Genomic DNA, 19,995 nt, shown 5'->3' with positions numbered 1-19,995 from the left:
AGGAAGATGACGAAAATCCTGCTTCAGCGTCTGGCTTTCCTCTGCGCCACCTCCCTCTTCGTCTCCATTCTCGCTTTTCTCGTGCCGTATATGAGCGGTGGGGATCCCGTGCGTACAATTCTGCAATCGCGGGTGGGCGATCTGGCGGTCGATCAGGACGCCGTTGCGGCATTGCGTCTGAAGCTCGGCCTCGATAGACCACTATACGAACAATACGGAATCTGGCTGGCCGACGCAGTGCGAGGCGACCTGGGCGTATCTTTCGCGAACAAGGTGCCCGTGGCAAACGAGGTCGCACGCGCGCTCGGCGTCTCTGCTACGCTGGCTGCCGTTGCACTGGCCTTCGCGCTTCTCGTGGCGTTTCCTCTCGGCACGCTGAGCGCCATGCGGCCGGGGGGCCGTTTTGATACCACGACGACCTTCGTCACTCAGACCTTCGTCGCCGTCCCGGAGTACTGGATGGCACCAATGGCCATCCTGCTCCTGTCCCTTCATCTCGGCCTGCTTCCTTCCGCTGGCTGGCGCGGATGGACTTCTGTCATCATGCCCGCACTCGTGCTGTCGCTGCGCCCGATGGCCTATTTTACGCGCGTCACCCGTGCTGCCATGATCGACGTACTCGGCGCACCGTATATAACGGCCGCATTGTCGCGCGGCCTCAACATGCGCCAGACCGTGGTGCATCACGGAGTGCGAAACGGCATCATGCCGGTCCTCACTCTCTTCGCCATGTGGTTGGCAGGCCTGCTTGGCGGGTCTGTCGTGGTGGAGGTCATCTTTTCCATCCCAGGCATGGGCCGCCTGCTCTACGAGGCGGTGATCAACAAGGACATTCCGATGCTGCAGGGCGGCTTTGTCTGCATCGTCGTGCTTTCCATCCTCATCACCACGATCACGGATATCATACACATGTTCATCAACCCCGTCGTGAGGGCCGGTCATGCGCGCTAGCCTCAGTCCCGCTCTTATGCTGCGGTGGTCGGATAACCGGGTCAGGACCAAGTTGACGATGTTTCGCTTTCCACGAGGTCGTCATTGGACGCTTGTCGTCGGAACCAGCATGTTCTCCATGATCGCGACGCTTCTCATCATTGGACCATGGATCGCGCCGTACGATCCAGCGACACAGAGTCTGCTCAAGCGGCTGAAGCCGCCGAACGCAGCACACTGGCTCGGCACCGACGAACTCGGACGGGATCTCCTGAGCCGCATTCTCACCGGCGGCCAGTTCGCCGTCGCCATTTCGGCTGTCACGCTCCTTCTCTGCGTAGCAATCGGTATAACCATCGGCATGATCAGCGCCCGAGCCGGTGGCTGGCTCGACGAGCTTCTCATGCGCATCGTCGATCTGCTTCTATCTTTTCCCGACGTCATCATCGCGATGTTCATGGTGGCGATTTTCGGAACCGGTTATGCGACGCTGATCATCTCGCTCACGGTCATCGGATGGGCACCGTTTGCCCGCCTTGCCCGCAGCCTCTCCCTTGTCATCAACACCCGCGACTATATCGCTGCAGCGGAAGTGCTCGGTTGCCGTCCGAGTTTCATCCTGTTCCGACATGTGTTGCCGAATGTCTTCAGGCCTGTCGCGGCGATCACCTTTCTGCGCTTCGGCCACAAGCTGATCACGGTCGGCGGATTGTCCTATCTCGGGCTCGGCGTCCAGCCGCCCAATGCCGACTGGGCACTGATGATGGCGTCTGCCCAGAACTACTTCGATCGCATGCCGCTTCTGGTCATCGCTCCGGGGCTTGCGATCTTCCTGACCGCATTGTCCGTCACCTGGATCGGCCAGGGTCTGGAGAGGCAAAAGAAGCAATGACGAACTCTAGGGAGCCTTACATGGCAAAATCAAAGGGCAGTGACGTCAAGCTGCCGCGCTATAGCCTGGCGGCCCAAGTCGCCGAACAGGTCCGCAACGGCGTTCTCGACGGGACATTCCCACTGGGATCGCAGTTGAACGAAGCAGAACTTGCGGAACGGTTCGGCGTCAGCCGTGGGCCGGTTCGCGAGGCGCTTGCGCGCCTGGTGCAGGAAGGACTTGCCAATAGTCTGCCGCATCGCGGGGTCTTCGTGCCCGAGCTCACCGAAAGCGACGTGATCGACATTTATCTGGTGCGCCAGCCGCTGGAGCTCACGGCCATGGAAAAGGTCATGGCAAGGCAGGAGAAGCGGATGCCCCTCCACAAGGAGCTCAGCGCGATCGCCAATCGGATGGAACGCGCCCGCCAGAACCAGAACTGGCCGCTCATCGCGGAACTCGACATGCAATTTCATCGCACGCTGGTCGATGCGGCGGAGAGCCCGCGACTATCGCGCGTCTATGCGACCGTCCAGGCGGAGACGAAGCTCTGCCTGCACAAGCTGATGGGCGGCTACAGCGGCAACGACGCGCTCGTTCGGGAACATCAGTTGCTGGCCGACCTCATGTTGTCTGGCACGCTCGAAGAAGCGCTCGCCGAACTGCGCCGGCATTTCGGCAATCCGGTCGAAACGATGCGCAAGGCCATTCAGGCAAGAAAGGACGTCGCTTCGGCCGCATGAACCTCCAGTTTTCATAAAAAAGAGGGGAAGACCGCATGACATGCCAGACCTGTGACAGCAAAACTCACGCCTCGGGCGAGAGACAGCCCATCCTATCGGTACGCGACCTGACGGTGCGGTTCGCCGGCGTTGATCAACCAATACTGGATCGCGTCAGCTTTGACGTCGGCAAGGGAGAAGTTGTCGCCCTCGTTGGAGAATCGGGCTCCGGCAAGAGCGTGACCGCGCTCTCCATCATGCGGCTATTGCCTCCAGGCACGACGGTCAGCGCGACTGCCGTCGACTTCTCCGGACAGGACTTGCGAGACCTATCGGCTGGCGAGTTCGATCATCTCAGGGGCGGGCGCTTGTCCATGCTGTTCCAGCAACCTCAGGCCATGCTCGATCCGACGTCGAGAGTAGGAGCGCAGGTCGGCGAGCCGCTTTACTATCATAACGGCATTCATGGACGGGAAAACCGCCGTCAGGTTGTGGGATTGCTCAGTGAGGTCGGCATTCCCGATCCTTCGGCACGCGCCGATTGCTATTCCTACGAACTCTCTGGCGGAATGGCGCAAAGAGTGATGATGGCCGCGGCCCTCAGCGCCGGCCCCGAACTGCTGATTGCAGACGAGCCGACCACAGCCCTCGATGTCACCGTGCAGGCGCAGATCCTGCGGCTTCTCGATGCCGAGCGCCGTCGACGACGCCTCGCCGTGCTTTTGATCACCCACGACCTTTCCGTCGTGTCCGCCGTCGCCGATCGTATCATCGTCATGTATGCCGGACGCGTCGTCGAGGAAGGTCCCGCAACAAGAGTCCTAAAGCAGCCGGCGCATCCCTATACACAGGCACTTATTCGCTGTTCTCTCTTTCAGGCCGATGCGCTGGGAAAGCTCTTCTCCCTCCCCCACGGCGCCGTCCATGCGCGGGATCTTACGGCAGGCTGCCGTTTCCATCCCCGCTGCCCGGTTGCACAGGTACACGGCTGCCTCGACCGCTGCATCGTCGAGGAGCCGCATCTTGGCGACACCGAGTACGGCTGCAAGGCTCGTTGCTGGGCCGCAACCCGCGAAGACCACGCTGCCTGTGAAGGAGCTTCGGCATGAAGCCACGCATTGCGGACTCCGACTTCGTCATCGTGGAAGGCCTGACGAAACACTATGTACTGCCGGGCCGGCGGCTCGTTCGCTCCGTCGACAGCGTCAGCTTTTCGATCCGCCATGGCGAAGTCCTTGGTCTTGTCGGTGAGTCTGGCTGCGGCAAGAGCACGGTCGCTCGCTTGCTGATGCGCCTGACACCGCCGACATCCGGACGTGTGAAGGTCGACGGCCGCGATGTCCTGGCATTGCAAGGCGAAGAACTCCGCAAGATGCGTCGCACCATGCAACTCGTCTTCCAGGACCCCTATTCGGCGCTAGACCCTTCGATGACGATCGGTGAGAGCATGATCGCGCCGCTGATGCAGCATGCGCTCTATATGCCTGGGGATTGCAAGGCCAAGGTTCTGGACATGCTGCACGAGGTCGGCCTCACGGATGCGTTCTACGATCGCTACCCCCATCAATGCTCTGGCGGACAGTTGCAACGCGTCGGTATCGGGCGAGCGCTGCTTCTGCGTCCGGAGTTTCTGGTTTGCGACGAGCCGACGTCGGCGCTAGACTCCTCCATGCGCACACAGATCCTCAATCTCCTGTCGGAACTGAGAATCCGACTGCGCCTCACCATATTGATGATCACGCATGACCTGCGGCTCGTGTCTCGCTTCTGTGACCGCATCGCAGTGATGTACCTTGGCCAGATCGTCGAGATAGCGCCCGCGGCCGATCTCTTCGCCAATCCCCAACATCCCTATACGCGAGCGTTGATCGCCTCCTCCCTTCTCGACGAGCACGGACTGGAGGAGACGATCGATACCCTGCACGGCGAGCCGCCGAGCCCGCTCAATCCGCCAAGCGGATGCCGCCTGCGAACACGATGCGCCCATGCCGACAGCCAATGCGCAGAGGCGGAGCCAGCGCTGTGCAGCATCATGGAAGACGAGGCCACGCCGCATTTCGTGCGCTGCCATCATTTCGAACGGATCGCGGCACTTCGCGGCGCGGAGAACGCTAACGCTCCGGCGATGGCGGCCGGCTAAGCCGCGCCGCCTTACTCTTTATTCCAAAACAAAAAAGGGGAACATAAGCATGAAGTTATTCAACAGGATTTCCGCATTGTCACTGGCTTTCGCGGCAACGGCCGCGCATGCCCAGCCGGTCGTGGTTGCCGACTTCTGGAGCATCCGGAACAATTGGGCGATGACTTCCGACGACGTCTATGTCGGCACGGTGGCCGGCTGCTACGAGGGCCTGGCACGCGTGAACTACGAGGGCAAACTGGAGCCGTGGCTCGCCACCGCCTTCAACCGCGTTGAGCCGAACGTGTGGGAGGTCACGTTAAGACAGGGTGTCGTCTTCCAGGACGGCACGCCGTTCGACGCGGACGCCGTCGCCTCCGCGCTCACCAGCCTCCTGCATGGAGAAGTCGCGGCACGCGCCTTTCCGCCAAAGATCTTCAAGTCCGTGGAAGCTGTCGGGAAGGACAAGGTGCGCATAACGACCACCCAACCGCTTGTTATGTTGCCGGCTTACCTCGCCGCTCCTGCCACCAGCATTCTGTCCAAAGCAGCCTATAAGGCCAATGGTGGCATCGATCCGATCAACCATTGCACGGGACCCTTCACGATCACCTCCGTCGACCAGGCACAAGGCCTGAAAGTCAAGGCGAACTCGACGTACTGGGGCAAGAAGCCGGCAATAGAGGAAGGCGAAGTCCGTTTCGTCCTCGACGCCAATACGCGCGCGGTCCAGGCCCGTTCGGGCGAAGCGGACATCGCGCGCCTCGTCCCCGCCACCAGCGTTAAGCAAGTCAACGATTCCGGCTCTGCCAAAATATCGGAGGCTGCCACACCGCGCACCACCATGCTCGTCATCAACAACAAGAAGAAACCCTTCGATGACGTGCGCGTGCGGAAGTCCATTCAGGCGGCGATCGATAATCAGGCGATTTCCGAGGCTCTGTTCGACGGGCTTATGCCACCTGCCAACGATGTCTTCCGCCCGACGGACGCCTGGGCACCGAAGAATCAGAAGCCGACCTATGATCCCGATCTTGCCAAATCGCTGCTCACGGAAGCCGGCATTGCGCCCGGCAGCCTCAAGGTGGAGATCATCGCCTATGTCGAAAGAGCCGAATTCAAGGATATCGCTGCCGCCGTCCAGCAGATGCTGGCGGACGTCGGCATACAGAGCACGATCAAGGCCGCGCAGTACAATGCCATTGAGCCGGATCTTCTCAGCGGCAATTTCGATCTCGCCTTCCTCTCGCGCAACTATCTGACCGATGTTCTCGATCCGGCAGGCTTCCTGTCTTCCGACTTCTCCTGCGATGGTGGATACAATTTGGCGCATTACTGCTCGCCTGAAGTCGATGCGCTGATCAAGGAAGCACGCGCCAACGACAATAACGAACAACGCTATGCGCTCTACGGCAAGATTGCCCGGAAACTGCAGGATGACGCGGCAGTCGTCGGTATCGTCCACGTCAACACCTTCGATGCGGTCAGCGACCGTATCCAAGGTTTTCGGCCGCATCCGTTGAACAACTATTACCTCACGCCGGAACTGTCAGTGAAGTGATTGAAACGGTGTCGCCGACTATCGGCGACACCTCCCCAACGATGACGGTTCGTCGATTTTGCGCTACGGATTTCGCATGGCGCGATCCTGCCCGATGCCTTCAGAAGCAGGATCAACCCGCGCGCTCGGTAATCTCCGATAGCCCCAATAGGGTAAGGGAATGAAACTCGACAGCATCGACATCACAATCCTCTGCGAGCTCCAGAAGAACGGGCGTATGACGAACACCGAGCTTGCGAAGCTCGTCAACCTCTCGCCAAGCCCCTGTCTGATGCGCGTGAAGAAATTGCAAACGGAAGGTTACATCTGCGGCTACTCTGCCCAGCTCAACCTAGCCAAGCTTGGCCAGGCGGTGACCGTCTTTACGGAAATCACGCTTCGGAACCACAGGCAGATCGATTTCGCCCGCTTTGCTGCGGCGATCGTCAGGCTGGCGGCCGCAATCGAGTGCCATTTGGTTTCCGGCGGCTACGATTATCTGGTGAAGTTTGTCACCAGCGGGCTTGTCGAGTATCAGACCATTATGGAGCTCTTGATAGACAGAGACATCGGAATCGACAAATATCTGAGTTTCGTCGTGCTAAAATCGCCGATCGCCAAACCATATCGGTCACTCGATACCATCTGTCAGGGCAGCAACCATGACACTGACGAGTTGGATATGGGGGTCATCGTTTCTCGGGAACTGGGGCTAGATGCTGCGCTTACCTCGAGCATGCGCCCGCCACCGCCGCGCGAATATAGTTCAGGCTCTTTGCAGCCGCGGCGCCGATATCGCTAATCTCGAGTCCGCTTTCACCAACAGCATGCCGATTGCTTGCATGTCGACATGTCCGTGCCGATGAAGCCGAGGCAATCTGGATCTTTGTAACAGTCTCAAGAAGGCAATCAACAACACCGGTCCTGTCTATCTTGCCGCGCAGTTCACAGCTGGCGTATTCGTTCCAGTGCTGGGCTGAGATTTCCATGTTCGACAAACATTCGGTGATGAGCGCCCCGCTTTGAAGTCGTTTCATCGCTGACAAAAAGGAGCAGGCTGCGAAATCAAGCCATGGCGCACTGGAAAGCCGTGACCGGACCCCTTCCCTGATCTCATAGAGTGGCGGAATAGTTCGATCAACGTTCAACAACGTGACAACTCCCTCGGTCATCTGGGTAGGCGTGATCACAGGGGCTGCCCGCCTTGAAGGGATATGAACTGCCGCCGGGCTACAAGCATGTGGCGGCAAGGTTGGAATGTCCGTTTGTGCGCAAAGTTAAAATGTCCCTTGGCGCTGCCATACGGCACGACGACCAGCCCCGACCGGACGCAGCCAGGACTTCCTTTGAAGAAGGGCCGCGGCGGCACGATGACCCCTGATTACAAGCGCCATGGCACCACGACACTCTTCGCTGCCCTGAATGTTCTCGACGGCTCCGTCATCGGCCGCAACATGCAGCGTCACCGGCATCAGGAGTTCATCCGTTTCCTCAACGCGATTGAGGCTGAACTGCCACAGGATAAAGCCGTCCACGTCATTCTCGACAACTACGCGACCCATAAGCAACCGAAGGTCCGCGCCTGGATGGCAAGGCATCCGCGATGGACATTCCACTTCGTACCGACATCATGCTCTTGGCTGAACGCCGTCGAGGGCTTCTTCGCAAACTGACGCGCCGACGTTTGAAGCACGGCGTCTTTCACTCCGTCGTCGATCTCCAGGCGGCCATCAACCGCTTCATCAAGGAGCACAATCAGCACCCGCGGCCTTTCGTCTGGAAAGCTGATCCGGATGAGATCATTGCAGCCGTCAAACGTGGGCACCAAGTGTTGGAATCAATGCACTAGGTCTTGGTTCAACACTACCCGGTAAGCGAGAGAATCTGACCTCTTGCAGCCTCTGCCTGAACGCAGCGCCAAAAGCCTTTCTGAAAACGTCCGGCGTAATGCATCTCGAAGCATTTCCCTGGACCTGCGGGGCTTGAGTGCCGATGAAATGCGCTCACCGACAATGACCAAGGGCGCGGGCGCCCATTGGCTGCCCGCCAGAAAAGTTCCATACGATGTCAGGGCGATGCGTCACGCAGCAAGACGCGCTGAGGCTCCCGCATTGCGACTATGCTGCCGCAGGTGCTGGAGCTCGTGTTAAAGCCCTGCCGATTTTCTGGCCCTGAATTTCAATCAGATTGTACCCCGCCCACGCGAAGCCATAGACAACCGGCAGAGTGATGACAAGGGATGCTGCCCAGCGCGCAGGATCGCTCATTTCTGTCCCGTAATACTTGATGAGTTGAGCGATAACCGGCTGCATGACCAGCAGATGGATCAGATACGCCCCAAATGAGAGTTCCCCCAAATTGTGGAAGAACCTGTTTCCTAGAAATTTGCTGGCAGGAACTGCGACTTTGGATAGGCCGGCAGGAAGGAACGTTGCATGAATGAGACTGAAGAATAAGGCAACGATCGAGAGTCGAACCGCGCCGTGCAGGAGGTCAGTCTCGCCTCCGATTGGTACTAATATCAGAAGCGCCGCGACAGAGAACGCAAGCAGCGCTGCTTTCCGATCGCTCCCCATAGGGCCAGCCAGCAACATGCCGGCTGCAAAAACATGCATTTTAAGAGGCAGGAAGGAAGGCATCGGAAAGCGAATCCCAACCATCTTGGTGAGCAAAGCGATCATTGCCCCACACACCACAATGCCAATCATTCCCTTAAACCAACCCGCCCGGCCAATGATGATCATTAAAAACGGCAGGGCTGCATAAAACTGCATTTCAAGTCCAATGCTCCAGTCGGGCAATGGCGTACGGTAGGCATATTGCGGTATCAGCCCAAAAAGGAAGCTCAGATGGGAAAGATAATTAACGATACTGTCGTCAAGATATCGCGATTCCGCCTGGAGCCGCACGCCGTTGAAAGTATCGATTGCTATGCGCGCATCGTAGAGTATCGGCCCCAGTGCCAGTGCAATCGCCAGCATCACGTAATATAACGGCGCGATCCTGAAGAATCTCCGCGTCCAGAACAAACGCCAAGTCAGCCAATTTTCCCACGGCTCCCTGTCCTTTCGGAGTTGATAGTGGAACACCATCAAAAACCCCGAGAGCATAACGAAAAGATCGACGCCGAGATCAGGATCTCCGATGATTGGGACGCGCCATCCACTCAGGAGATGAGCATGACCAATCAGCACCCACAGCGCCGCTATCCCGCGCAGTCCATCTAGGCAACCCACTCTGCTGTTACTGCTTGTCGTGCTCATTCGACCCCCAATATTCCATCATCCGTACAGCATCGCCTGACGTGGCAAGCCGACATCAGCGGGCAGCGGTACTAAGCCGGCAACTTGCTCGCGTCGCATTGCGACGTGCCCGTCACTATAAAGAGAATGATGATGAGAGTGTGATGCCAAGCAGCAAGTCGCGCCTTGCGCGCCGGCGATTTGGGGCGCACGCGGAAGCGGTGCGCAGCATCTCAACAGCCTTTCCCCTCTCCCATCAGGTCCGGGGCGACATCAACCAAGTATGTATTTGTTGCCGACCAAGCGCTTAGACGACCCGATTAGCTGATTGGCTTCCGTCCTTTATTTCAGTCTCAAGGGCGGCCCAAGCGTGGGTCGGACCTACTACCCCATCAATGATGATTTTCGCTCATCAACCTTTGTTCCAGTGTGCCGCGCGGCGTCGAGATTGCTGCGAAGTAACGTGCGGCGGTGGCAGCTCGCATCCGGACGTGCTCAACTGCCTGTTGTGGCGTAACGGCCTTAAACGCCACCAGGTCGCGCGGCCTCAGTTGGACAAAGGAGTCCAAGTCCGTATCGACGACCGTTGCAATTTTCGGATAACCGCCTGTCGTCTGATGATCGGCGAGAAGAACTGTGGCAACCCCGTCACCCGCCACCTGGACAGAACCCCGCACAATCGCTTCGGATGGCATGTCGAGCGAAGCGCTCGGCGTCAACACCGGTCCCTGCAAGCGAACTCCCATACGGTCGTAAGCATCGGTCAGGTGAAACGGCGTGGAAAGAAAGTTCGAGATTGTTTCTTCCGAAAAGAACCGATCCTGCGGTCCAAGCACCACGTGCAATTCCGACCGGGGACGTGCCGTGACTGGGCAGGGAATTGCACCGAGCCGATCGTCTCGCACCGTCGCATCGTTTACGGTGACCGTCTGCCCCGTTGTGAGGCGACCGCCACCAAATCCGGAAAGCGCATGGGTAGACGAACTTCCCAGCCAGGTCTTTGTTGCGAGATCGCCAGCAAAGGCGAGATAAGTCCAGCTGCCCCAGTGCCCAGGCCGGATCGCCAACCGCTCACCGGTGCGTAGGGTCGCGATCGTCCAGGATCCGACTTTCCTGTCGGCGTGGTCTACGATGAAACCTCCGCCTGCAACGGCAAAGGTCACCACACCGGAAAGACAATCCAACACCAGTCCCCCCATCGAGATTTCGATGGCCGGGTGGGTTGCTGGATTACCAAGGGAAATGTTTGCCGCAGCAAAAGAGGCTCGGTCCATTGGTCCTGAAGCGGGTACGCCAAAACGCATGTAGCCATGACGCCCCGCATCCTGGACAGCGACATGCGGGCCTGCGAAATTGACAGAAAAAACAGCTTCGGTCATGTGCGACTACTCGCCTCGAATTCAGCGTGCGAGATGCGGCGGAATCGCACCCGGTCACCGACGTCGAACAGGAACGGATGATCTTCCGATGAAGGATCGAGGATCTTCGTCGGCGAGCGGCCGATAATCCACCAACCGGTCGGCATGGTCAGCGTGGTGACAAGGCATTGCGGACCGGCGATGAGGACACTGCCAGCGGCAACTCCTCGAACAGCCGCTTGTTTACGAGGAAGCCGGATTGGTTCGGGAACGCCAGCGAGGTAGGCATATCCCGGCGCAAAGCCGTACATGAAGACGCTGTAGTCACCAGCGAGATGGGCGTTGACGACTGCCTCAGGTGAAAGCCCGCTTGTCTCCGCAACGGAAGCGAGATCGGTCGCAAAGTCTACATCGTAACAGACTTCGACGTCACGTAACCTATCGGAGCCAACATGTGCAACGTTATGAGCAATGAGATCCGATAAAGCCGCCTCAACCCTTCGATGGTCTGTGACAAGGGGATCGAAGCAGACAAGCACGCTTGCATAAGCGGGCACCGCTTCGGTAAAGCCGTCGAATGGAGCGGCTTTCAAAGCAGCGTCCAGCCTGACGACCTGGTTATGAATCTGTTCATCAATCACCTCGCCGAACTCGACAAGCAGCGCATGAGCGGCAACAGGCCGGTATCGGGGGGCAATTTCGGAAACAGCGATAGCGGCGATGGCATTCAAATCAGTCAGCACCTTCGATGAGGATGAAGTCGGCATCGGCGGCATCCGCCCGCAGAGCCTTGGCTTCGACATATTCTGGGCTATCCCAGAATTCCTTGGCTTTGTCGAAAGTCTCGAACTCAAAAATCACCGTTCGTGCCTTGGGGTTCCCCTCCTTGATCAAGACGGATTCTGGCTTGACGATGCCCCGGGCACCGTAGTGTTTAAGGAGGTCGCCCGCCGCTTTGGCATACCTGGAGTACGCACCCGGGTTAGTGACGGTGACTTGCGCGATAAGAAATCCCTTGGCCATCACCTCTGCTCCTTGAGCGGTTTCAAGAATGCGCGAACTTCAACGCCTGCTGCCTCCAGCTCTTGCCGGATGTGACGGGCCATTGCGAGGGCACCGCTACTATCGCCGTGAACACATATCGAATGAGCTTTCAGCGGAATTGCGACCCCATCGATTGTCGGCATCAGCCCAGTCGACAGGAACTCGACCAGCCGCTTGGCCGCCGCATCGGCATCGTGGATCATCGCACCTTCTCGGCTGCGCGGAACAAGCCGACCATTTGCGAGATAGCCACGATCAGCAAAGATTTCGCTAAAGACTGCAAGTCCGGCCTCGCGACCGGCATGCTCCAACTCGGTCCCGGAAATTGCGAGGATGGCGAGATCAAGCGAGATCGCCCGTGTCGCACGCACAATCGCATCGGCGACGGCAGGGTCGTCGGCGGCCCAGTTGCCGAGCGCGCCGTGCGGCTTTACATACCGGATACGGGCACCTGTCAAAGCAGCGGCCCCCATGAGGGCGCCGACCTGCGTCGCCACGAGATGCTCGACCTCCTTCACCGTCAGCGGGATAAGGCGGCGACCGAAACCTTCGCGATCGGCGAAGCCAGGGTGCGCTCCGGTGACGACGCCGCGCTCATGCGAGAGCTCCAGCGTCTCCATCATGGTCGCAGCATCCCCTGCATGGCCGCCGCACGCGATGTTCGCGCTGGTGACAACGCCGAGAACCGCCTCGTCGTCGCCCATGCGCCAAGGGCCAAAGCCCTCGCCCAAGTCAGAATTGAGATCGATTGTCCGCATCTTTCTTGCTCAGCCCTTTCCAGCAGGTGCCGGACTTGAGCGTACCTCCAGCACGACGCCGGCCTTCTCGGCGGTATCGAAGAAGGTAAACCCGCTGCGATCGTCGCGCCGGCCGCGCATCAGTGAAGCAAGACCGAGAGCCAACCCGGTGTTCTCCGCCTCGTCGCAATCGGGAATGTCGAAGCCAAGATGGAACACACCTTCCCCATGAGAATCGAGAAAGCGCCGCTGGGGACCGTCCTCCGGACCCGGCTGACAAAGCTGGAGCTGGAAGTTGGCGAGATTGATAAACTTGAACTTCAGTCCCTTGAACGACTCCTCGCTCGGCACATCGAGTTCCTTGTAAGCTGCCAATGGCGGATAGTTCTGCCAGGGACCGACTCCGAGAGTGGCGAAGTAGGCAGCGGTCTTTTCGGCGTCGTGGACGACGATGCAAATGTGGTGAAGTTTGTCAAAGATCCCCATTGGACTACTCCTTGTCGGGCATCACGTAATTCAGGACGCGGCGGCCGCCATCCGGATAGATCGTCTCGCCGGTGATGTAGGATGCATCGTCGCTTGCTAGAAATGCGACCACAGAAGCGACCTCTTCTGCTCTTCCATACCGGCCGAGCGGCGTACGCGAGAGGATTACCCTGTCCCCAGCGCTCGACACAAAATCACCGCGGACCATCTCGGTATCGATCGTACCTGGACCAACGCCCACCACCCTGATGCCGTGCGGGGCGAATGCGACCGCGGCGGTGCCCGTAATCTGATTCATGCCACCCTTGGAGATTGCATAAGTCGCAACGTTCGGGTTGGCGAGACCCGAGTTGATCGAGGACATGTTGATGATCACGCCGCCCTCACCCTGGGAGATCATCTGTCGCGCGGCAGCCTGAGTGCCCCAGAAAGCGCCTTCAAGATTGATGCCAAGGACCTTATCGTAGTCTTCCTTTGTCACCGAGAGAAAATCTTGCACCATGGCAATGCCAGCATTGTTGACCATGATGTCGAGGCGGCCAAATTTCTCGACAGCCTTGGCGATCAAAGCTTCAACTTGATCTTTCTTGCCGACGTCGGTGGCGACAACCAGAACCGTTTCGGGCGTGCCAATTTCTCTAGCGGTTTCGTGAAGTCGAGCCTCATCCACGGATGCAATGACGACCTTTGCACCTTCTGCCAGAAAACGCTCGGCAGTCGCACGGCCGATCCCTCTTGAGCCGCCCGTTATGACAGCAATCTTGCCCACCAGTCTCATTGTTCCACTCCTTTTCTTCTTTCAGTTAGTAGACCACGCTCTCGTGAAGCGGCGTGCCTGAACGGACACGCCCGAACCCGAGAGGAGACAGATCGATCGACTTGTACTCCCCGTGCGCGACCAGTTCGGCAACGCCACGCCCCGTCGCCGGCGCATGCATCACGCCGTGCCCCGAAAAACCGGTCGCAAAAATGAGGTTTGGAATTTCGTCATGCGGCCCGATAATTCCATTGTGATCAAGCGTGTTGACCTCGTAGTGGCCGGCCCAGGCACGCTCGACCCGCAACTGCTCCAGAGCCGGAATGCGGTGAGCAAGGGCGGGCCATAGCACGTCTTCTAGAAGTTCATGGGCCGGTTCGAAATCGCCCGTGGCATCGGGGTCGTTTTCCTCGGTGGGCGCGATCCCACAAATGAACCCCTCTCCTTCCGGGCGGATCCAGGCCCCGGAGGTGTCGAACAGCATGGGGAAGCCATCCCTCGACAACGGTGCCTTGATGCTAAACACAGTGCGCTTGCGGGCAGAAACGGGCAATTCAATCCCTATCCCGCGCACAACCGAAGCCGAGGCCGCGCCTGCGGCATTCACACACCAATCGGCTGGAAGCAGGTTGCCATCAGAAAGCTTGACACCGACAACACGTCCTCCCGACACCTCGACATATTCGGCATGGCCTTTCACGTAGGTAACGCCGCGATCGCGCGCTGATGTACGCACGAGCGAAAGGAGAGACCAGGCATCGAACCAACCTTCGTCGCGCCACGCAGTTGTAGCAACTCCGAGGTCGTCAACATTGAGCCATGAAAAATGCTGTTTTAATTCCTCAGCAGAAAGAGCCGCAACGTCAGCACCCTCCTTGCGCTGCATCTCCACACCGGCCCGTCGGACCTCAACCGTTTCCGGTCCTCCAAGAATAAGATATCCGCGCTCCACAAAGCCGATATCGGCGGTACTGCCAAAACGATCCTTGATCGTGCGAAAGAAGTCCGCGCCGAACTGACTCATGTGGATATTGACCGGAGTGCCAAATTGCGTGCGGATCGCAGAAGCAGAAAGAGCGGTTGAAGATTGCTGGTAGGTCGGATCACGCTCAACGATGGTGATGGCGCCCGAAAAGCCTACCTCGCGCAGGAAATAGGCGATCGAGCTTCCGACGATCGCACCTCCGATTATGACGACGGATTCAGATGATTTCGCCACGCCCTCTCCTACCGTATCACGAAGGGATTGGCGGTACTGCCAACTGTGTCAATCCAGACGGTCTTAGTCTGTAGATAGGCGTAGATGGCGTCCTGGCCGCTTTCGCGCCCGACGCCGCTTCGCTTGTAGCCACCGAACGGCGCCATGTAGCTGACGGCGCGATAGGTATTGATCCAGACCGTGCCGGCTTCCATCGCGGCGGCGCCACGCAGCGCCCGCCCCATGTCTGCGGTCCACAATCCTGCCGCCAGTCCATAAGGACTGTCATTGGCGATGGCGAAGGCTTCCTCCTCGTCGTCGAAAGGGATAACCGAGAGAATCGGGCCGAAGACTTCCTCCCGGGCGATGCGCATGCCGTTGTTGACACCGGTAAAAATGCTTGGTTGCACAAACCAGCCATCACCCAGCCCGTCCGCCAGTGGCTTCCCACCGCCCAGCACACATTGCGCGCCTTCGCCACGGGCTACATCCAGGTAGGAAAGAACCTTCTCGCGCTGAGCCTCCGTGGTTATCGGACCCACTTGCGTTTCAGCATGCGCGGGATTTCCAATTCGGGCGCTTGCCGCGAGCTTCACCACCCCATCAACGACCTGATCGTGGATGCGGCGATGCACCAGAAGTCGGGAACCGGCGATACACGTCTGACCGCTCGCGGCGAAGATGCCCGAAATCGCTCCGTTGACCGCGCTCTCGATTTTGGCGTCCTCAAATACGATATTGGCCGATTTACCGCCCAGTTCCAGGGTGACGGTTTTCAGCCCCTCCGCTGCGGCGCGATACACAGCCAACCCACCGGGTTCGCCACCGGTGAAGGCAATCTTCACGACATCGGGATGCGAGACCAGCGGCACACCGACGTCGAGCGGCATACCGGTGACCGTATTCACCACGCCTGCTGGAAAGCCTGCTTCTGCAAAAAGCTTTACGAATTCCAGCGTGGAGGCGGAGGTGTGTTCAGACGGCTTGACAACGACCGTGTTGCCTGCGGCAAGCAGCGGCGCGAGCTTCCACGTCAGCAGCATCAATGGAGAATTCCACGGAGCGATCGCCGCCACGACGCCCAGAGGCTCGTGCCGGGTATAGGCAAACATTCCTGGCTTATCGATCGGAAGGACAGCGCCTTCGATCTTGTCGGCGAGCCCACCAAAATAGCGAAACCATTCCGGAATGTAGCGCAACTGCGCCGTCGTCTCGGTGATCAGCTTGCCGTTGTCGCGCGTCTCGATCGCGGCCAAGCGCTCGGCGTTGGCCGCAATAAGGTCGGCAAGGCGCACGAGAAGCTTGCCCCGTGCGCTTGGGGTAAGATCGCTCCATTCCTTGGACCGAAATGCGGCTTTTGCCGCGGCAACAGCGGCGTCGACCTGTTGGGCGCCCTCGCGCGGAATCAGAGCCCATGCCTTGCCGGTATAGGGATCGAAGGATTCAAAGGTGGCCTCGGCAGGCTGGAGCTGCCCGGCAACCGTGTTCTGAAAACCGAGCAGCGCCATTGAGACCTCAGCAGGTTGCAAAGCCCAGATGGGCCCGGAAACGGTTCTTGACGTGAACGGCGTCACGCGGCGGAAGTGAACGCGGTAGATTTTCGGCCGCGATCTTAAGCACAAAGAGGCGCGGGCCCGCGGCCGGCTCTCTAAGCTGAGCAGTCAGATTGTCGACCTCTTCCAGCGTCCTGAGCTCAGCAGTTTCAGCAAATCCAACCGCCGCCGCCACCTTGTCGAAGGAAATACCTTTGCCTGTGTGGCTCGACTGCATGCCGGTTTCGCCAAAATGCTGGTTGTCGAGCACGATCACGTCGAGGTTCTTCGGCTTTGCGACCGAGATGGTGGCCAATGCCCCAAAAGCCATCAGCTGCTCGCCGTCTCCCGTAATGACCATTACTCGCTTGTCGGGCTGCGCCTGCGCCAGTCCAAGGCCCACCAAAGCGGCGCCACCCATCGCGCCCCACAGATAATAGTTGTCGTTCCGGTCGCCCGCTGCATGCACGTCGTAGCTTGGAGAACCAAGCCCTGTGACCACCAACGCACCGTCTCGCGTATCGAGGAGTTTCTTTACCGCCACCCGGCGGTCCATCGTCGAAAGCGTCATATTGATTACCACTTCTTCTTGCCGAGCAGGCGCTGGCCGATCAGTACGGCGATCTGCTGGTCAGCCTGGTATGCCATCGTCGCGGCCTGCTCCACGGTCTCGATCAAGTCGGCGCCGGTCTCTGCACGCAGAACTGTAATGCCGATCGCCTCGAGCGAGGCCTGCGTTGCCTGCCCCATTGGAACCTGCCACGGATTGAACTCGTCCCACTCACCCCGCATTGTCACGAGGAGGAGCAAGGGAAAGCGCGCCTGCACCGGAAGAGACAGCATGTTGATACAATTGCCCACGCCGGAGGACTGCATCAGAACAACGCTGCGCTTGCCGCCGAGCCAGGCTCCAGCGGCAACAGCAACACCTTCTTCTTCGGTCGTCAGGACATTGCTGACAACTTGCGGATCCTCGTTGAACAGCCTGATCAGGGTCGAATGACCGGCATCGGGCACATAGGACATGTGGCTGACATCGGCAGCCCTGAGTTTTTCGTAGAGCTCGATCGGCCAATCAGTTTCGAGGTCCCGAGCCCTCGGCCCTTTTTGAGCGGATAAGATTTCAGCGGCAGCCAAGGTTCGCCTCCCTGTAGAATTATCGATAGACCTTGTATGCCTTAACGGAAATGTTTCGACATCGACCCTTTTTAACGATCAGATATAGCGATATTGTATAGCATGGACATTTCTCAACTTCGCACCCTGATTCACGTGGCTGAACTCGGCAGTCTGTCGAAGGCTTCGGACCGAATGCACATCGCACAGCCCGCGCTCAGTCGACAGATACGACTGCTGGAAGAGGAGCTAGGCGTTCGCCTCTTCGACCGCCACGGCCGCGGCATGATCGTCACCGAGCAGGGGCAGGACGTGCTGCGTCATGCGTTGCGGATCATGGCCGAACTCGAAGAAATCCGCGCCGTCGTTTCGGATGAGAACGCGCCATTGCGCGGTCATGTGTCGATCGGCATGCCGCCGACTGCCTCGGACATTCTCTCCGAGCCCCTGGTCTCCGCCTTCAAAGCCAGGCATCCGGAGGCGACACTCAGGATCGTCAGCGCCTACTCTGGCTATCTGCTTGACTGGCTGCATCGAGGCGAAATCGACGCAGCGATTCTCTACGATCCCAAGAGCGCTCGCACCCTACGCATCCATCCTCTGCTTGAGGAAACGCTATTTCTCATCGGCCCGTCGGATTCGGGACTTTCGCAGGACACTCCAGTCGCTTTCTCCAGATTGGAGGATTATCACCTGCTGTTGCCGAGCGTCGGCCATGGACTGCGCACAATCCTCGACCGGCTCGCCCAGGAGGCCACTATAACCCTGAACGTCAAGGTGGAAGCCGACAGCTATTCAACGCTTAAATCTCTTGTACGAAGCGGCCATGGCGTCACGGTGCTCCCGCTCGCACCTATTCATGAGGAACTGGCAAAAGGATCTCTTTGCGCGGCGCCCCTGGTTGATCCTGTACCGATGCGCAGGCTCATCATGTCCTATCCAACCGACCGGCCCGTCCCTCGGCTCGCGCGCTTTGCCGGCCAAGTTATCGCCACGACCATCGAAACGTTGGTCGAACGGGGAATCTGGTCCGGCCGGGTTCTTATCCGCGAGACAGAGGCATCACCAAAACGCCTATAAAATTCCGGCATAGCTGATCTCGCCAGTCTATCCTTGTCGTTATCGCCGCTTACGAGTTAGCTAGCGCGATCAGTTATGAGGAGTATGCGGATGACAGAGGCCGTCGACGACTATTCGGATATACGCGAAGCGGTTACCAAGCTGTGCCGGCGCTTTCCGGGCGAATACTGGCGCGCGCAAGACCGCGAGATGGCCTATCCCAAAGAGTTCGTAAACGCGCTGACGGAGGCAGGTTGGCTGTCGATCCTGATCCCCGAGGAATATGGCGGCGCGGGCCTTCCTCTCTCGGCGGCAGCGGCCGTGCTTGAAGAAATCCAGCGGACCGGCTGCAACGGCGGGGCCTGCCACGCGCAGATGTACACGATGGGCACACTATTGCGTCACGGCTCGGCGGAGCAGAAGGGAAAATACCTTCCGGCTATTGCCTCCGGCGAATTGCGCCTTCAGGCATTTGGTGTCACCGAGCCAACAAGTGGGACGGATACGGGCGCGCTCAAGACAACTGCGCGCCTTGACGGTGATCACTTCATTGTCAAGGGACAGAAGATCTGGACGAGCCGGGCGGAATATTCCGACCTGATGCTGCTTCTTGCGCGAACCACTCCCCTCACGGAGGGGGTCAAGAAGACCGACGGTCTATCTGTCCTGCTGGTCGACATGCGCGATGCCATCGGCAACGGCCTCACAATACGCCCAATTCGCACGATGATGAACCATGCCACGACGGAGGTCTTCTTCGACGACCTGAGAGTTCCGGCAGACAACTTGATTGGCGAGGAAGGCAAGGGCTTTCGCTATATCCTTTCCGGCATGAACGCCGAACGCATCTTGATAGCCTCCGAATGTGTCGGAGACGCCAAGTGGTTCATCGAGAAGGCCAGCAACTACGCCAAGGAGCGCCAAGTGTTCGGCCGGCCGATTGGCCAGAACCAGGGCATCCAGTTTCCGATCGCCAAAGCCTACGCAAATATGCGGGCCGCGGAACTGATGGTGCGGGAAGCGTTGAGCCTTTACGAGTCAGGCAAGAATCCGGGGGCAGAAGCAAACATGGCCAAGATGCTGGCCGCGGACGCTTCGAACGAGGCTGCAAATGTCTGCATTCAGACTCATGGCGGCTTTGGCTTCGCGGAGGAATACGATGTTGAGCGCAAATTCCGCGAAACGCGCCTCTACCAAGTCGCGCCCATTTCAACCAACCTTATCCTCTCGTTCCTGTCCGAGCATGTGCTCGGCCTGCCCCGTTCGTATTAGGAGAATGCTGCC

The 19,995-nt window shown here is 58.9% G+C and carries 19 protein-coding genes and 2 pseudogenes; 10 read left to right on the top strand and 11 right to left on the bottom strand.

Annotated features, from left to right (window positions below; genetic code table 11):
* Nucleotides 1–6 precede the first annotated feature (6 nt).
* The 8 genes and pseudogenes from ACSQ3F_RS22370 to ACSQ3F_RS22335 all read left to right on the top strand — a co-directional run.
* Complete coding sequence (locus ACSQ3F_RS22370; RefSeq protein ID WP_436102438.1) at nt 7–951, top strand: ABC transporter permease; 945 nt, start codon at nt 7–9, stop codon at nt 949–951.
* A 16-nt stretch (nt 952–967) separates the two neighbouring features.
* The gene (locus ACSQ3F_RS22365; RefSeq protein ID WP_436102825.1) at nt 968–1,822 is read left to right on the top strand and encodes an ABC transporter permease; all 855 of its coding nucleotides are present in this window, start codon (nt 968–970) and stop codon (nt 1,820–1,822) included.
* 20 nt (nt 1,823–1,842) lie between these two features.
* Nucleotides 1,843–2,544 carry a GntR family transcriptional regulator gene (locus ACSQ3F_RS22360; protein ID WP_436102437.1) on the top strand — a complete coding sequence of 234 codons (702 nt, stop codon included), beginning with the start codon at nt 1,843–1,845 and terminating at the stop codon, nt 2,542–2,544.
* 35 nt (nt 2,545–2,579) lie between these two features.
* Complete coding sequence (locus ACSQ3F_RS22355) at nt 2,580–3,632, top strand: ABC transporter ATP-binding protein (protein ID WP_436102436.1); 1,053 nt, start codon at nt 2,580–2,582, stop codon at nt 3,630–3,632.
* Nucleotides 3,629–4,663 (top strand): ABC transporter ATP-binding protein, encoded by a 1,035-nt coding sequence (locus ACSQ3F_RS22350; RefSeq protein ID WP_436102435.1) that lies wholly within the window; start codon nt 3,629–3,631, stop codon nt 4,661–4,663. The genes ACSQ3F_RS22355 and ACSQ3F_RS22350 overlap by 4 nt, the downstream gene beginning before the upstream one ends.
* A gap of 49 nt (nt 4,664–4,712) precedes the next feature.
* On the top strand, nt 4,713–6,203 hold the full coding sequence (locus ACSQ3F_RS22345; RefSeq protein WP_436102434.1) for an ABC transporter substrate-binding protein: 1,491 nt from the start codon (nt 4,713–4,715) through the stop codon (nt 6,201–6,203).
* 160 nt (nt 6,204–6,363) lie between these two features.
* Nucleotides 6,364–6,828, top strand: a pseudogene (locus tag ACSQ3F_RS22340) (Lrp/AsnC family transcriptional regulator); the annotation flags it as partial.
* Nucleotides 6,829–7,504: 676 nt separating this feature from the next.
* A pseudogene (locus tag ACSQ3F_RS22335) lies at nt 7,505–8,031 on the top strand (IS630 family transposase); the annotation flags it as partial.
* Between the two features lie 268 nt (nt 8,032–8,299).
* Here the strand turns inward: ACSQ3F_RS22335 and ACSQ3F_RS22330 are convergent.
* The 11 genes from ACSQ3F_RS22330 to ACSQ3F_RS22280 all read right to left on the bottom strand — a co-directional run bounded on the left by ACSQ3F_RS22330 (nt 8,300) and on the right by ACSQ3F_RS22280 (nt 17,673).
* The gene (locus ACSQ3F_RS22330) at nt 8,300–9,445 is read right to left on the bottom strand and encodes an acyltransferase family protein (protein ID WP_436102433.1); all 1,146 of its coding nucleotides are present in this window, start codon (nt 9,443–9,445) and stop codon (nt 8,300–8,302) included.
* Between the two features lie 371 nt (nt 9,446–9,816).
* A complete protein-coding gene (locus ACSQ3F_RS22325; protein WP_436102432.1) occupies nt 9,817–10,803 on the bottom strand; it encodes a biotin-dependent carboxyltransferase family protein in 987 nt (328 codons plus the stop codon).
* Nucleotides 10,800–11,549, bottom strand: coding sequence for a 5-oxoprolinase subunit B family protein (locus tag ACSQ3F_RS22320; protein WP_436102431.1), 750 nt, complete (start codon nt 11,547–11,549; stop codon nt 10,800–10,802). The genes ACSQ3F_RS22325 and ACSQ3F_RS22320 overlap by 4 nt, the downstream gene beginning before the upstream one ends.
* A complete protein-coding gene (locus ACSQ3F_RS22315; protein WP_436102430.1) occupies nt 11,515–11,805 on the bottom strand; it encodes a DUF1330 domain-containing protein in 291 nt (96 codons plus the stop codon). The genes ACSQ3F_RS22320 and ACSQ3F_RS22315 overlap by 35 nt, the downstream gene beginning before the upstream one ends.
* Nucleotides 11,805–12,584, bottom strand: a complete 780-nt coding sequence (locus ACSQ3F_RS22310; protein ID WP_436102429.1) for a LamB/YcsF family protein — start codon at nt 12,582–12,584, stop codon at nt 11,805–11,807. The genes ACSQ3F_RS22315 and ACSQ3F_RS22310 overlap by 1 nt, the downstream gene beginning before the upstream one ends.
* Before the next feature lie 9 nt (nt 12,585–12,593).
* The gene (locus ACSQ3F_RS22305) at nt 12,594–13,049 is read right to left on the bottom strand and encodes a VOC family protein (RefSeq protein ID WP_436102428.1); all 456 of its coding nucleotides are present in this window, start codon (nt 13,047–13,049) and stop codon (nt 12,594–12,596) included.
* 4 nt (nt 13,050–13,053) lie between these two features.
* Entirely contained in the window at nt 13,054–13,827 is a 774-nt protein-coding gene (locus ACSQ3F_RS22300) for an SDR family NAD(P)-dependent oxidoreductase (RefSeq protein WP_436102427.1), read from the bottom strand.
* A gap of 25 nt (nt 13,828–13,852) precedes the next feature.
* On the bottom strand, nt 13,853–15,025 hold the full coding sequence (locus tag ACSQ3F_RS22295; RefSeq protein ID WP_436102426.1) for an NAD(P)/FAD-dependent oxidoreductase: 1,173 nt from the start codon (nt 15,023–15,025) through the stop codon (nt 13,853–13,855).
* A gap of 8 nt (nt 15,026–15,033) precedes the next feature.
* Nucleotides 15,034–16,512, bottom strand: a complete 1,479-nt coding sequence (locus tag ACSQ3F_RS22290; protein ID WP_436102425.1) for an aldehyde dehydrogenase — start codon at nt 16,510–16,512, stop codon at nt 15,034–15,036.
* Nucleotides 16,513–16,519: 7 nt separating this feature from the next.
* Nucleotides 16,520–17,107: a thiamine pyrophosphate-dependent enzyme gene (locus ACSQ3F_RS22285; protein WP_436102424.1), complete on the bottom strand. Its 588-nt coding sequence runs from the start codon at nt 17,105–17,107 to the stop codon at nt 16,520–16,522.
* 5 nt (nt 17,108–17,112) lie between these two features.
* Nucleotides 17,113–17,673: a thiamine pyrophosphate-binding protein gene (locus ACSQ3F_RS22280; RefSeq protein ID WP_436102423.1), complete on the bottom strand. Its 561-nt coding sequence runs from the start codon at nt 17,671–17,673 to the stop codon at nt 17,113–17,115.
* A 102-nt stretch (nt 17,674–17,775) separates the two neighbouring features.
* Between ACSQ3F_RS22280 and ACSQ3F_RS22275 the strand changes: the two genes are divergently transcribed.
* Both ACSQ3F_RS22275 and ACSQ3F_RS22270 read left to right on the top strand, forming a co-directional pair.
* Nucleotides 17,776–18,732 carry a LysR family transcriptional regulator gene (locus tag ACSQ3F_RS22275; protein WP_436102422.1) on the top strand — a complete coding sequence of 319 codons (957 nt, stop codon included), beginning with the start codon at nt 17,776–17,778 and terminating at the stop codon, nt 18,730–18,732.
* A 90-nt stretch (nt 18,733–18,822) separates the two neighbouring features.
* Nucleotides 18,823–19,983 carry an acyl-CoA dehydrogenase family protein gene (locus ACSQ3F_RS22270; RefSeq protein ID WP_436102421.1) on the top strand — a complete coding sequence of 387 codons (1,161 nt, stop codon included), beginning with the start codon at nt 18,823–18,825 and terminating at the stop codon, nt 19,981–19,983.
* Nucleotides 19,984–19,995 lie beyond the last annotated feature (12 nt).

This window comes from Pararhizobium sp. LjRoot238 (genome assembly GCF_964252955.1).
Lineage (GTDB): Bacteria > Pseudomonadota > Alphaproteobacteria > Rhizobiales > Rhizobiaceae > Pararhizobium.
Note: the sequence above shows the minus strand (reverse complement) of the source record. Positions and strands in the feature narration are given on the sequence as shown.